The sequence below is a fragment of the Pseudomonas emilianonis genome (genome assembly GCF_023072625.1).
Lineage (GTDB): Bacteria > Pseudomonadota > Gammaproteobacteria > Pseudomonadales > Pseudomonadaceae > Aquipseudomonas > Aquipseudomonas paraveronii.
The window spans coordinates 1-11,884 of sequence record NZ_JAKNRV010000153.1 but is presented as its reverse complement, the minus strand read 5'-3'; the positions used below and the strand labels follow the sequence as shown (position 1 = coordinate 11,884).

Sequence of the window (11,884 nt, the reverse complement as noted above, 5' to 3'; positions counted from 1 at the left end):
CTGGCCGTGGGCGCCCCACTGGCAGCGGCGCCTCGCGTGGCGAAGATTTCCTTCACCGGCAGCAATGCGGTGGGCGTGCAGGTGATGCAACGCGCCGCCGAAACCGTCAAGGGCGTGAGCCTGGAACTGGGGGGCAAATCCTCGCTGCTGGTGCTCGAGGATGCCGACCTCGACCTGGCGATTGAGCTGGCCTGTGGTGGCGGCTTTTTCAACGCCGGGCAGATGTGTTCGGCGACCAGCCGCGTGCTGGTGGCGGACAGTCTCGCGGATGAATTCCTGCAGCGTTTGACCGCGCGGGCTGAAGGGATTCGGGTCGCTGACCCGTTTGCCGAAGACGTGGAAATGGGCGCGCTGATCAACCGCGCGCAGTACCAACGGGTGTTGGCGCATATCCAGCGCGGCGTGCAGGACGGCGCCCGCTTGCTGTGCGGCGGTGAGCGCCCGGCGCACTTGGCGAAAGGCTATTTCATTCGTCCCACGCTGTTCACCGACGTGCCGCTGGACAGCGCGTTGTGGCAGCAAGAAATCTTCGGCCCGGTGCTGTGTGTACGACGCTTTACCACGGAAGACGAGGCCATCGCCCTGGCCAACGACAGCGATTTCGGCCTGGTAGCCAGCGTGGTCAGCCGCAACGGCGAAGCCGCCGAACGCGTGGCCAATGCCTTGCAGGCCGGCATGGTGTGGATCAACGCGCCACAGGTGATCTTCGCGCAAACGGCGTGGGGCGGTTACAAGCAGAGCAGCATCGGCCGCGAGCTGGGCCCGTGGGGGTTGGCGGCGTTTCAGGAGATCAAGCACGTGATCCGGTCTAACTGACGACGCAGCCTCCCTGTGGAATGTGGACCAATGTGGGAGGGGCTTGCCCCTCCCACATTTTGATGTGCGGTATTTCAGTTAACTGCGTTTTTTAGATAGCCCCTGCGACTTTCTCATTTGCCCCCGCTCCCCGTGCGTGGCCTGATTCGCCCTTGTTCACTCAAGGCTGGCCCATGGAAAACGTTCACGCAAAATCCACCACCGCCGTCTGGCTGATGATCAGCGTCGTGCTGGTCGCGCTTAACCTGCGCCCGTCGATGGCGGCCGTAGGGCCGTTGTTAGCCTCGATTCGCGGCGAGGTGCCGCTGAGTTTCAGCAGCGCGGCGTTGCTGACCATGTTGCCGGTCATGGCCATGGGCCTGGCGATGTTTTTCGGCATGGGCCTGGCCAAGCGCTTCGGCGAACATCGCAGCATCGCGGTGTCGCTGCTGGTGATCGGCGTGGCGACGCTGTCGCGGTTGTTCCTCGATTCGGCGCTGGAGTTGATCGTCAGCGCGATCGCTGCGGGGGTTGGCATCGCGATGATCCAGGCAGTGATGCCGGCGCTGATCAAGTCACGCTTCAGCGCTAACGTTTCATTGTTCATGGGCTTGTACGTCACGGCGATCATGGGCGGCGCGGCGCTGGCGGCGTCGTTCTCGCCGTTCGTACAGGTGCAGACCGGCAGTTGGCGCATCGGCCTGGCGATCTGGGCAGGGCTGGCCTTGCTCGCCCTGCTCTTCTGGTCCGCCCAGCGTGCGGCGCTGCCCGCCTTGCCCCAGGCCGGTTCTGACAAGCAGGAAGGATTTTTCGGCAATGGCCGCGCCTGGTTGCTGGCGATCTTTTTTGGCCTCGGTACAGCCTCCTACACCTGCGTCCTGGCGTGGCTGGCGCCGTACTACGTCGAACAAGGCTGGAGCGAACAGCATGCCGGTTTGCTCCTGGGTTTCCTCACCGCGATGGAAGTCATCTCGGGCCTGGTGACCCCGGCCATCGCTAACCGTCGCCAGGATAAACGCGCAGTGGTGGCGGTATTGCTGGTGCTGATCATCCTCGGTTTCTGCGGGCTGATCCTGGCGCCCCAATACCTGAGTTTGCTGTGGCCCTGCCTGCTTGGCCTGGGCATCGGCGGGCTGTTCCCGATGAGTTTGATCCTGTCCCTCGACCACCTCGACCACCCGCGCCGCGCCGGTGGCCTGACGGCGTTTGTGCAAGGCATCGGCTACCTGATTGCCGGCCTGTCGCCGCTGATCGCCGGGATGATCCGCGATCAGTTGGGCAGTTTCGAATGGGCATGGTGGTCGCTGACGGCGGTGATCGGGGTGATGCTACTGATCGTCACGCGCTTCGATCCAAAGCATTACGCGGACCACATCCGCTGACGTCGCGTTGCAAACACTTTTTGTCCCACACAAAACATAGAAACGCCCTACAGAGCTTTCTATTGGAACGACCGCTCCGTTAAGCTTTTACCCTTGTCGCGCGCTGCCACAGTGCCAAGGTTTACCGGACGGAATGGATGCTAAACAGTAACTCGCTCAGAAAGCTCGATATGCAGGATTTGACGGTGTTTATCGCCGTCTACGAACAGAGCAGCGTTACCGATGTGTCAGAAACGCTGTTCGTCAGCCAGTCAACCGTGAGCTACAGCTTGAAGAAGCTGCGCACCAGCTTCGAGGATGAGCTGTTTATCAACACGCGGGCGGGTATGCGTCCGACGTACAAGGCCAGCACCATGTACGGCCATGTGCAGAAAATCCTCGAAAGCATCAACCTGTGCCACGCCGGTGGCCAGGCCTTTGATCCCACCCAGAAAGCCGTGACCTTCAACGTGTGCGCCCCGGAGTATTTCGAGCAGTTGATCCTGCCGCGCCTGTTGAAGAACTTCGACCGCGCCGACCTGCCGGTGATCGTCAATGTGCGCAAGCTGGAAACCGAGATCCCCGCCGACGATCTGCGCGAAGGCCGCCTCGACCTGGTGATTTGCTTTGGCCCGCACTTTCACCGCGCCCATAAAGACGTCAAGACCCAGATGCTGCTCGAAGACGACCTGGTGTGTGTCTTCGACAAACGTGCGGCGCCCCGTGAGGCGGCGTTCAGCCTGCGGTCTTTCGTCGAGCGACGCCACGTATTCCCCACGCCGTGGACCTCCGACACCAACATGATCGACGGCTGGCTGGCGCGCCAGGCCCACAAGCGCCAAGTGGTCGCCCGGGCCAACAGCTACAGCGCCGCGTTGAAGATGATCGCCGGCACCGACTTCATCGTCACCCTGCCCCGCCGTGTGCAAAGACTGCTGGCACCCGCCACAGTGTTCGGCTATTGCGAGGCGCCCAACGGGTTGCCAGGGTTCACCCTGGACATGCAGTGGAACGAAACCAGTGAACAGGACAGCGCCAATACCTGGTTCAGGGAGCAGGTGGTAAAAGTCTGCGCTGAACAGGGATTACTCTGACCCCACGCATCGACGTAGAGCGGCAGGGTTGTGGAGGATGGAAGCGCTCAGCCGATCGCGACCTTACTGTAGGAATCGCGATCAATATCCAGCAACTCGACACTCAGTTGCACCTGCACACCTTCCGGCCATGGCCCAAGTTCCTGCACCACGGCCAGCAGGCTTTCCGATAACTGCTTCTTGACCTGCGCCGAACGCCCGCTGAGCAATGCCAGGCGCACGGCGACAAAACCCCGGGCGGTCATGGCGGTGCCCACGCGAAAACTGTCGACCTTGAGCGAACGGCTCTTGATATCGAATTCGGCGCCAAACTGACCGGAGGCCACCAACACATGGTTCAGACGCAACAGGGCCTTGTCGGTGTCCAGCTGCGTCAGGTTGGCGGTGTATTCCAAGTGCAGGTGTGGCATGGGAGTCTCCGAAGTAACCGTAGGAAGATTCCTAGATATACCACGGAAAAAAGCGTCAGACCTTTTTCACCAGGTCGCGGTCGCTCATAAACGCCTCCAGCCGCGAACGCATCCAGCGCTCGGCAGGGTCGGTGTCCACATGGCTGAGCCAGACCATGGACAAATCCAGGGTCGGTGTCTCGAACGGATATGGCTCACAAAACAGGTTGCCCGACAGCGTCATAGCTTCGGCGGTGTAGTCCGGCAGGCTGGCGATCAGGTCGGTGCCGGCCAGCAGTGCCGGCAGCGCGCTGTATTGCGGCACCGACAACACCACATGACGCTTGCGCCCGATTTCCGCCAGCCACTCATCGGCAAACCCGGACACGTTGGCGGTGTGGGACACCAGCACATGGGGCCGCGCGCAATATTCATCGAGGGTCAGCGGCCGGTCGGACGCGTCGGCGCGCAACAAGCGCGGGCGGATATGGCGCAGCAACTTGCGCTTGGCATTCGCCGGCAGGCCACGGGTCTGGGTGATGCCGACGGTGATATCACCGGACCCCAGCAGATCTGGAATCCGCCAGTAGTCAACGTGCTGCACCACGAACACCACCATCGGCGCTTCCTGGCGCAAGGCGCGCAGCAACGGCGGCAACAGGCCGAACTCGACATCATCGGACAGGCCGATACGGAAGGTCATGGTGCTGACGGACGGGTCGAAATCGTGGGTCAGGCTCAGGGCCGATGACAGCGAGTCCAGGGCCGGCGACAGATGCAGGATGATTTCCTCGGCCCGCGCGGTAGGTTCCATGCGGTGGCCAACGCGAATAAACAGCGGATCGTTGAACAAGGTGCGTAACCGGTTGAGCGCCGAACTGATGGTCGGTTGGCCGAGAAACAACTTCTCCGCCACCCGCGTCACATTGCGCTCGAGCATCAGTGCTTCGAAGACCACCATCAAGTTGATGTCGGCCTTGCGTAATTCATTGCGATTCATCGGCGCCCGCCCTTTCCCCACGACAAGCCGCAGTTTAGAAAGCCCGAGGAGCTGCGTCTATGCGCACTCTGTTCAATAGACAGCTTTGCGACTATAAATCAGCTCTTCAAGCTCGCAGGAAAACTCTCGTGCTGGTCACTCTCGCCGCGGCCACCCTCTTGGCCGGGTTCTGTATCTGGGTCATCCAGTTTATCGCGCACCCCACCGCCCGCACTTTGTTGCGGGTATTCGTCGGCTTGTGCCTGGCGGCGGCGGTGGCGTATCTGGTGCTGGCGTCGGGTTATCCTATTTCGTTGCTGGTCTCATAACCACCCGAGGAGCCGTTGGCTGTTCCGGGCGCAAACGCAACGCCAGGGTCCGCAACCCCACACACGGTGCTCGATTGGCTGACGGGTACAGCGCAAACGCGGGCAAGCCCGCTCCGCACTTGGGGCATCAGGGTTTCAGCGGAATTTCCTGATCCTGCTCCGAAAGCTCCGTACCGTCCTCGGGATGCTTCCAGGTCTGCGGCTTTTCTTCCTCCAATCGCCGCCGACGTTGCTCGCGCTCCCGCTCGTCCCGCTGTTTCTGTTCGTCAGTCATAGGCACCCCCGGCCGTAAGAGTTGGTTACGCCTGCAAGCATAGAACAAGGACCGCACAATGTGCCTGCGCTGAAATTGATAACCAAAACGCATCAATGCATCCAAATTACTCACTTTTCATTTCCAAATGTGTCAGCCACTATCCTCAGTCCTAAGCGAAACAAGCACTTTAAAAAGAACGCTGGAGACACAAAACCATGACAAGCCCTACCCGACCCGACTCTGCCCGTTCGAAAATGGGTGCAGTATTCCGCGTTACTTCGGGCAACTTCCTCGAACAGTTCGACTTCTTCCTGTTCGGCTTTTATGCCACCTACATCGCTGCCGCGTTCTTCCCCGCCGCTAATGAGTTTGCGTCATTAATGATGACCTTCGCCGTATTCGGCGCGGGCTTCCTGATGCGTCCGTTGGGTGCGGTAATCCTGGGCGCCTACATTGACGATGTCGGTCGTCGCAAAGGGTTGATCGTGACCCTGTCGATCATGGCCAGCGGCACGCTGCTGATCGTGCTGGTGCCGGGTTATCACACCATTGGCCTGTGGGCACCGGCGCTGGTGTTGCTCGGCCGTCTGCTGCAAGGCTTCTCGGCCGGTGCGGAGCTGGGCGGGGTGTCGGTATACCTCGCAGAAATGGCCACCCCCGGCCGCAAAGGCTTCTATACCAGTTGGCAATCGGGCAGCCAACAGATCTCCATCGTGGTCGCCGCCGCGCTGGGTTATGGCCTGAACGTGTGGATGGAACCGGCGATTGTGGCCGACTGGGGCTGGCGTATTCCGTTCGCCGTCGGTTGCGTGATCATTCCGTTCATCTTTGTGCTGCGGCGCAACCTTGAAGAGACCGAAGAGTTCGCCAACCGCAAGCATCGCCCGAGCATGCGCGAAGTGCTGGCGACCCTGGCGAAAAACTGGTCCGTGGTCATCGGCGGCATGTTGATGGTGGCAATGACCACCACTGCGTTCTACCTGATCACCGTGTACGCGCCGACCTTCGGCAAAACCGTGCTGCAACTGAGCACGTCGGATGCGTTGCTGGTGACCTTGCTGGTGGCCGTATCGAACTTTGTCTGGCTGCCCATCGGCGGCACCCTGAGTGACCGCTTCGGGCGCAAACCGGTGCTGGTCGCCATGACCGCGCTGACGGTGCTCACGGCTTATCCGGCGCTGTCCTACGTGGTAAACGCGCCGAGCTTTGCGCATATGCTCGAAACCCTGCTGTGGTTCTCCTTCCTGTATGGCATGTACAACGGCGCGATGATCCCGGCGCTGACCGAAATCATGCCGGTGGAAGTGCGCGTGGCGGGCTTCTCCCTCGCCTATAGCCTGGCGACCGCAGTCTTTGGCGGTTTCACCCCGGCGATCTCCACTTGGTTCATTCACATCACCGACGACAAGGCCTCGCCGGCCTACTGGTTGATGTTCGCCGCCCTGTGCGCCCTGTGCTCGACCCTCGCGTTGTATTACCGGGCCAACACCCGTGGGCAGGTGATGCCGGAAGCGGCGCAATGAAAGCGCTGTTGAACACCCTGACGGTCCTCGCCCTCAGCGCCCTGGCGCTGACGGCCCAGGCCGAACAACTCACGGTGATGACCTCCGGTGGCTTCACCGCTGCCTACACGCTGCTGGGCCCGCAATACGCCCAGCACAGCGGCGACACCCTCGACACCGTCCTCGGCCCGTCGATGGGCAAGGCGCCGGAAGCGATTCCCAACCGCCTGGCCCGTGGCGAACACGCCGATGTGGTGATCATGGTCGGCTACGCCCTGGATGACTTGATCAAACAAGGCAAGGTCGACAAAGCGTCCCGCGTGGAACTGGCGGATTCGCGGATCGGCCTGGTGGTGAAAGCAGGCGCGGCCAAACCGGCCATCGGCACCGATGCCGAACTCAAAGCGGTGTTGCTCAAGGCCAAGTCCGTGGCGTATTCGGACAGCGCCAGCGGCGTGTATGTCGAGAAGCAACTGTTCAAGAAACTCGGCATGCCGGCCAAGGGCACCATGATCGAACGCATCCCCGTGGCCGAACAGGTCGCCAAGGGTGACTACGAGGTGGGCTTGCAACAGGTGGCGGAACTGTTGCCGGTGCCGGGGGTGACTTACGTCGGCAAGATCCCCGAAGACGTGCAATCGGTGACGCGCTTTGCGGCGGGCATTCCGGTCAACGCCGAACACCCGGCGCAGGCCAAGGCGCTGCTGCAGTACCTCGCCTCGCCCGAGGCGCAACCGGTGGTGCAATCCACCGGCCTGGACTCGGTATCACGCTGACCGATACGGCAGCTCCCGCACCAACCGCTCCAACTCCAGCGCCGCCGGCGGCAACGTGCGCCCGCGGCGCTTGATCAAACCCACATTGCGCATCACCTGCGGCTCCTCCAGCGGCACACTCAGCAGAGTCGAGTGTTCAGAGCCCGGCATGGCAATCGACGGCACCATCGCCACCCCCAGCCCCGCCTCCACCAAACCGAGCATGGTGGTCACGTGGTGCGTCTCGCAGATGCTTGGCTTTTTGACCCGCACCCCGCGCAAGGCCTGGTCCAGCAGGAAACGGTTGCCCGAGGTTTTGTCCACCGTGATGTAGTCATGCTCGTAGGCCTCGGCCCAGCTAACGCTGGCGCGCTCGGCAAGCGGGTGATCACGGCGGCAGGCCAGCACATAACGTTCCTGAAACAGCAACTCGAACTCCACCTCATCGGCCAGGCTGCCGCTGAAACTCACGCCGAAATCCGCCTCGCCGCTTTCCACCGCGTTGCACACCTCGCTGGCACTGGCATCCAGCACCCGCAGGCGGATCTTGGGGTACAGCTTGTGGAATGCCGAGATCACATGAGGCATGAAGTAATACGCGGTGGACGGCACACACGCGATGGTCACGTCGCCCATACGCGTGGAGGCAACGTTGCTGATGCCCATCAGGGCAATGTCGAGGTCATCGAGGATGCGCTCGACCTGCGGCAGGAAGGCGCGCCCGACCATGGTCAGGCTGACTCGGCGCGTGGTGCGTTCGAACAATTTCACATCAAGCGCGGTTTCGAGCTTTTCGATGCGACGGCTGAGGGCCGGCTGCGAGATCCGGATGGCATCGGCGGCGGCGCGAAAACTACCCTTATCTACTACGGCACGGAAGGCTTGGAGGTCGTTGAGGTCGAAGTTGATGATCACGGAGGGCGGCCAATGGGGATCGGGATGGGGGGATTATCGTATGGGCGGTGACGAGGCGCCATGTGCGCGGGGACTGCCACCCGAATATGCCAGGTTTCCAGCATAAAACTGCGCAGTATGGCGCGTTTTGACGGCCCGCTAACCTGTCAGAAATGACAGTACCGTTGGTCTCGCGCAGTGTTGACGATTGACTCGCACGGGTCTTTGATTATGCATGTCGCACTCGACAATGCGTCGGTGCGCAGCAGGAAATTAGGGTTTAGAGGAGACGAACAATGAGCGATAGACAGAACGGCACAGTGAAGTGGTTCAACGATGAAAAAGGCTTTGGGTTCATCACTCCGGAGAGCGGACCCGACCTGTTCGTACACTTCAAGGCGATTGAGGGCGATGGATTCAAGTCATTGAAAGAGGGCCAGAAAGTCAGCTTCGAAGCGGTGCATGGGCCTAAAGGCATGCAGGCGGAAAAAGTCCAAGTGGTCAACTGACAAGCCTTCCAATGACCGTTTCACCCCGCCCATCACGGGCCATGTATTGCACTGAAAAAGGAGAACGGCTATGCCCAGTAAAACTCCACAGACTGCAATCTTCATCAGCAGCGAAACTGTCGTCCACGATACGCAAGACGTGTTCTTTCGCAGCAGCACCGCCCAGGGCGGTCGGGTACTGCGCGAAGGGCAAACCGTCACTTACGAAGTGGAACGGGGGCCGGGGGGCGAGTGGCAAGCGGTCAATATTGAGATCGTGGAAGAACCGACGCTGAATTAGCGCCCTCCTGCGCGCGGCCACTCGCGACGCACTTCACTACAGTTGAAAGCGTGCCACCGCCTCGTTCAGCGCGACCGCCAGTTGCGCCAGCTCCCGGCTCGCGCCATTGATCTGCCCGGCGCCGGAAGACGATTGCGCCGACAAGTCGCGAATGTTGACGATGTTGCGATCAACTTCCTTGGCGACCTGAGCCTGCTCCTCGGCGGCACTGGCGATGACCAGGTTGCGCTGGTGAATCTGGTCGATGGAATCGGTGATCTGGCTCAAGGCACCGCCGGCCCCTTCCGCCAACGCCAAGGTGTCGGTGGCGCGTGCGGTGCTCGACTGCATCGAGGTCAGTGCGTGGTCGGAACCCGCGCGCATGGCGCTGACCATCTGGTCGATTTCCAGGGTCGATTGCTGGGTGCGGTGCGCCAGGGCGCGCACTTCGTCGGCCACGACCGCAAAACCCCGTCCGGATTCCCCAGCCCGTGCCGCTTCGATGGCGGCGTTGAGGGCCAGCAGGTTGGTCTGCTCGGCGATGGAGCGAATCACGTCGAGTACCTTGCCGATATCCCGCGATTGCTCGGCGAGGTGTTGCACCAGGGTCGAGGTTTCGCCGATGTTGCTGCTCAAGGCTTGAATGGCGCTGACCGTTTCGCCCACGCGATGTCGGCCTTCGCGCGCCGTTTCATTGGACACCCGCGTGGACTCGGAGGTAGACACCGCGTTGCGCGCCACCTCGTCAGCCGCCGAGGTCATCTCGTTGACGGCGGTGGCGGCCTGCTCGATTTCCGCGGTCTGCTTTTGCAGGCTGCGGCTGCTTTGATCGGTGATGCCGTTCAGGTCAGTCGCGGACGACGCCAACTGCCCGGCCGACTGGCGAATCAACTGCAAGGTGCCGCGCAGGCTGGCTTGCATACTTTGGAGAGCCACGAGTAGGCGAGTCACTTCGTCGTCGCCGGTCACCGCCACCGTTTCGGTCAGATCGCCACGGGCGACGTTTTCCGCCGCCCGCACCGCATGACTCAGCGGGCCGACGATGCTGCGCGTCAGCAGCCATGCCAGCGCCACGGTACTCAAGGCGGCCAGGAGCACAAAGCCGAAGACCATCGTGCGCGAACGGCCGTACTGCGCCTCGGCCGCCTGCCCCTGTTGGCTGATCTGCGCGTTGTAGTAATCGGCCAACGCATTGAGCTGGGCGCCGGAGCCGTCGACCACGGTTTTCATGTCCACCAGCAACAACTTGTTGAGTTCAGCGCCCTGCTGCTGGTCGGCCAGCGCAAACGACCGGGCCAGGCCCTGCTGGTATTGGCGTAGCGAGACTTGGAACTGCTCATACAACGTGCGTACTTCGGGGCTGTCGATCACAGCATCGAGGTCGGCCAGCTTTTTGCTCAGGTCCTGGCTGCGCGTGTCCATCTGGCTGCGGTATTGCGGGATGCTTGCCGGGTTCGGGTCCAGCGCCATACGCAAAGAGATCGTGCGAATGCGCAACATGATCTCGCGGATATCCGAGACCAGACGCATTTTAGGCACCAGCCCGCGCTCAACCTGGACCGCACTTTCACGAATGCTGGCCATGTTCGAGAGCGCAAAAAACCCGAGTATGGCCACAAGCAAAGCAATCAGAGCAAAACCCAGGCCCGCGCGGCGGGCGATGGACAGGCTACGTAAGGACATTTTTCGAGGCTCTTATTAGTGATCAGATGTCATACAAGGATATTTCGGCCGCAAGGAACAAGACTTTAGAGACGTCATTCATTTCGCCCTCATGCGCCGGGGATCAGTCATGCAGGGTTACAGGGGGAATTGCGTATACGGAAAAATCCGTCCACGGGAAAGACCATGATCTCTCCATCCGAAACGAAAAAGCCTGCAGAACATTCAGTTCAGCAGGCTTTTCGGTGCGGTCATCCGTTAACCGCCCTCAAGCGCACTCGCAAGGGTTGACGCTCGAACCGTGATTTCACACGCATCGTCGATCAATCGACTACTGACAAGTCCCACCTTTGTGATGCGACCCCGTGCCCCCAACCGGATGCGTCCCCTTCGGGCACGCCGCCGCAATAAACGGGCTAAACGCCAACACCACCAATACCCCCACCAATAACAGCTTCTTCATACCATCCTCCGTGATCGTCACGACATATGATGGCACAAAGATATCACACCTCCGCAAGACTGATACCCGGTTACTTCGCCCAAGCCTGCGGGCCGCCGAAGAAAGCCTGCGCATTGCTGTCCAACGTCTGCAGGTGATACCCGCCCTCCTGCACGATCACACAGGGCAGCCCCAGCCCACGAATGCACTCACCCAACCGCGCAAACCCGTCCCGCGTCACCGCGACTTTGCTTTGCGGGTCCAGTTCGTAGATATCGAAGCCCAGGGAGAGCACCAGCACATCTGCAGAAAAGTCCTTCAGCGCTTTGAGGGCACGTTCGAGTTGTTCAAAGAACACCGCCTCGCTGGCGCCGTGGGGCATCGGCAGGTTCAGGTTGAAGCCCTCGCCCGTCGCGTTGCCGCGCTCGTCGGCGAAACCGGCGACAGCGGGATAGAAGTTGGTGGGGTCGCCGTGGATCGACACGTAGAGCACGTCGTCGCGATCATAGAAAATCTCCTGAATGCCCTGGCCGTGGTGCATGTCGGTATCCAGGACCGCGACGCGCTGGAAGCCCTTGCGCAACGCCTGCGCCGCCACTGCCGCGTTGTTGATGTAGCAGAAGCCACCCGCCGCATCGAAGCGCGCGTGATGACCGGG

The 11,884-nt window shown here is 61.2% G+C and carries 14 protein-coding genes and 1 pseudogene; 8 read left to right on the top strand and 7 right to left on the bottom strand.

Going from position 1 to position 11,884, the window contains the following annotated elements:
• The 3 genes from L9Z73_RS16320 to L9Z73_RS16310 all read left to right on the top strand — a co-directional run.
• The coding region (locus L9Z73_RS16320; protein ID WP_247402896.1) for an aldehyde dehydrogenase family protein at nt 1-816 on the top strand (816 nt) is incomplete at its 5' end.
• Nucleotides 817-989: 173 nt separating this feature from the next.
• On the top strand, nt 990-2,177 hold the full coding sequence (locus tag L9Z73_RS16315; RefSeq protein ID WP_247402893.1) for a cyanate transporter: 1,188 nt from the start codon (nt 990-992) through the stop codon (nt 2,175-2,177).
• 137 nt (nt 2,178-2,314) lie between these two features.
• On the top strand, nt 2,315-3,250 hold the full coding sequence (locus tag L9Z73_RS16310; protein ID WP_247402890.1) for a LysR family transcriptional regulator: 936 nt from the start codon (nt 2,315-2,317) through the stop codon (nt 3,248-3,250).
• Between the two features lie 47 nt (nt 3,251-3,297).
• On the opposite strand, the gene L9Z73_RS16305 is transcribed toward L9Z73_RS16310, so the two are convergent.
• Together L9Z73_RS16305 and L9Z73_RS16300 are read right to left on the bottom strand one after the other, a co-directional pair.
• The gene (locus L9Z73_RS16305; RefSeq protein WP_247402887.1) at nt 3,298-3,660 is read right to left on the bottom strand and encodes a 5-carboxymethyl-2-hydroxymuconate Delta-isomerase; all 363 of its coding nucleotides are present in this window, start codon (nt 3,658-3,660) and stop codon (nt 3,298-3,300) included.
• Between the two features lie 55 nt (nt 3,661-3,715).
• Nucleotides 3,716-4,639 carry a LysR substrate-binding domain-containing protein gene (locus tag L9Z73_RS16300; RefSeq protein WP_247402885.1) on the bottom strand — a complete coding sequence of 308 codons (924 nt, stop codon included), beginning with the start codon at nt 4,637-4,639 and terminating at the stop codon, nt 3,716-3,718.
• A gap of 59 nt (nt 4,640-4,698) precedes the next feature.
• Here L9Z73_RS16300 and L9Z73_RS16295 point away from each other — a divergent pair, with 59 nt between their 5' ends.
• The gene (locus L9Z73_RS16295; RefSeq protein ID WP_247402881.1) at nt 4,699-4,947 is read left to right on the top strand and encodes a hypothetical protein; all 249 of its coding nucleotides are present in this window, start codon (nt 4,699-4,701) and stop codon (nt 4,945-4,947) included.
• 127 nt (nt 4,948-5,074) lie between these two features.
• Here the strand turns inward: L9Z73_RS16295 and L9Z73_RS16290 are convergent, their stop codons facing one another.
• Nucleotides 5,075-5,221: a hypothetical protein gene (locus L9Z73_RS16290; RefSeq protein WP_247402874.1), complete on the bottom strand. Its 147-nt coding sequence runs from the start codon at nt 5,219-5,221 to the stop codon at nt 5,075-5,077.
• Between the two features lie 197 nt (nt 5,222-5,418).
• On the opposite strand from L9Z73_RS16290, the gene L9Z73_RS16285 reads away from it, so the two are divergent.
• Together L9Z73_RS16285 and L9Z73_RS16280 are read left to right on the top strand one after the other, a co-directional pair.
• On the top strand, nt 5,419-6,726 hold the full coding sequence (locus tag L9Z73_RS16285; RefSeq protein ID WP_247402868.1) for an MFS transporter: 1,308 nt from the start codon (nt 5,419-5,421) through the stop codon (nt 6,724-6,726).
• The gene (locus tag L9Z73_RS16280) at nt 6,723-7,481 is read left to right on the top strand and encodes a substrate-binding domain-containing protein (protein ID WP_247402865.1); all 759 of its coding nucleotides are present in this window, start codon (nt 6,723-6,725) and stop codon (nt 7,479-7,481) included. Before L9Z73_RS16285 ends, L9Z73_RS16280 begins: the two co-directional genes overlap by 4 nt.
• On the opposite strand, the gene L9Z73_RS16275 is transcribed toward L9Z73_RS16280, so the two are convergent.
• Nucleotides 7,473-8,375: a LysR family transcriptional regulator gene (locus L9Z73_RS16275; protein WP_247402859.1), complete on the bottom strand. Its 903-nt coding sequence runs from the start codon at nt 8,373-8,375 to the stop codon at nt 7,473-7,475. The two genes, L9Z73_RS16280 and L9Z73_RS16275, sit on opposite strands and share 9 nt — an antisense overlap.
• A 275-nt stretch (nt 8,376-8,650) precedes the next feature.
• On the opposite strand from L9Z73_RS16275, the gene L9Z73_RS16270 reads away from it, so the two are divergent.
• On the top strand, nt 8,651-8,863 hold the full coding sequence (locus L9Z73_RS16270) for a cold-shock protein (protein WP_247402855.1): 213 nt from the start codon (nt 8,651-8,653) through the stop codon (nt 8,861-8,863).
• A 70-nt stretch (nt 8,864-8,933) separates the two neighbouring features.
• Nucleotides 8,934-9,143 (top strand): cold-shock protein, encoded by a 210-nt coding sequence (locus tag L9Z73_RS16265; protein ID WP_247402852.1) that lies wholly within the window; start codon nt 8,934-8,936, stop codon nt 9,141-9,143.
• Between the two features lie 36 nt (nt 9,144-9,179).
• Here the strand turns inward: L9Z73_RS16265 and L9Z73_RS31525 are convergent, their stop codons facing one another.
• The 3 genes and pseudogenes from L9Z73_RS31525 to L9Z73_RS16255 all read right to left on the bottom strand — a co-directional run.
• A complete protein-coding gene (locus L9Z73_RS31525; RefSeq protein WP_430624296.1) occupies nt 9,180-10,043 on the bottom strand; it encodes a methyl-accepting chemotaxis protein in 864 nt (287 codons plus the stop codon).
• A pseudogene (locus L9Z73_RS31520) lies at nt 10,038-10,805 on the bottom strand (MCP four helix bundle domain-containing protein); the annotation flags it as partial. The gene L9Z73_RS31525 and the pseudogene L9Z73_RS31520, both read right to left, overlap by 6 nt.
• Nucleotides 10,806-11,317: 512 nt before the next feature.
• A partial coding sequence (locus tag L9Z73_RS16255; protein ID WP_247402846.1) for a histone deacetylase family protein occupies nt 11,318-11,884 on the bottom strand: 567 nt, incomplete at its 5' end.